Annotated in this window: 1 protein-coding gene and 1 pseudogene; one reads left to right on the top strand and one right to left on the bottom strand. The window is 61.7% G+C overall.

Going from position 1 to position 750, the window contains the following annotated elements:
* The coding region (locus EN991_RS38470; RefSeq protein WP_164769775.1) for a pilus assembly protein at nt 1-482 on the top strand (482 nt) is incomplete at its 5' end.
* Between the two features lie 34 nt (nt 483-516).
* Here EN991_RS38470 and EN991_RS38465 read toward each other — a convergent pair.
* Nucleotides 517-750 (bottom strand): annotated as a pseudogene (locus EN991_RS38465) (phosphonate ABC transporter substrate-binding protein); the annotation flags it as partial.

The raw sequence follows: 750 nt of genomic DNA, 5'->3' as shown, positions 1-750 counted from the left end.
CAATGGAAGCGTCGCAAGCCATCGAGACCAGCAAGAAGGTCAGCCGTATCGGCAGCATGGTGGCCGATCTCGTCACCCAGCAGACAAGCGTCCTCAAGGCAGATGTCGACGCCATCATGCAGATCGGCAGCGTCACCCTTCAGCCCTACAACCGCTCAAATCCGACCATCACCGTCACGGCAATCCAGGTCTCGGCCGATGCGACGAGGGCACTGGTGGTGTGGTCACGCAAATTGGTAGCCGGCGTCGCCAGCCCTGGCGCCGCCGCCACCACCGAGACAACGATCCCGGCGTCGCTCAGAGTCGCCAACACTTTTCTCATCCGCGTTGAAAGCAACCTCGGCTATACGCCGGTCATCGCGTGGAGCGCGAGCAGTCAACAGAAGCTTGGGCTGACCTCGGCTTTCAGCAACATAACCATGGGCGAAACCTATTTTCTGCGCCCCCGCAGAAGCGTGACGATCCCTTGCAGCGACTGTTGAACAGAGGCAGCCAGGCGTGCGCAGGCCGCTCCAGCTACTGCTGCGGCCCACGGTCCGAAACGAAGCGCACGATAGCAGCGGCCATCTCGTAGTCTTTTGGCGCCACGGTGGCGAAGCCGCCGGAATGTTTCGATTCCAGGAGATCGTAGATATCGGGCGTCGTCGACTTGAGGTTGGTGAGGAACACGGCAAGCCGGCGCTTGGCTTCGGGGTCGAGATCGCTGCGGACCGCATGGGGGCCGTATCTCAACAGGCCCGACGTCCATAC

The organism is Mesorhizobium sp. M7A.F.Ca.US.005.03.2.1 (assembly GCF_003997795.1).
In the GTDB taxonomy this organism is placed as follows: Bacteria; Pseudomonadota; Alphaproteobacteria; order Rhizobiales; family Rhizobiaceae; genus Mesorhizobium; species Mesorhizobium ciceri.
This window is presented reverse-complemented; position numbering and strand designations above follow the sequence as displayed.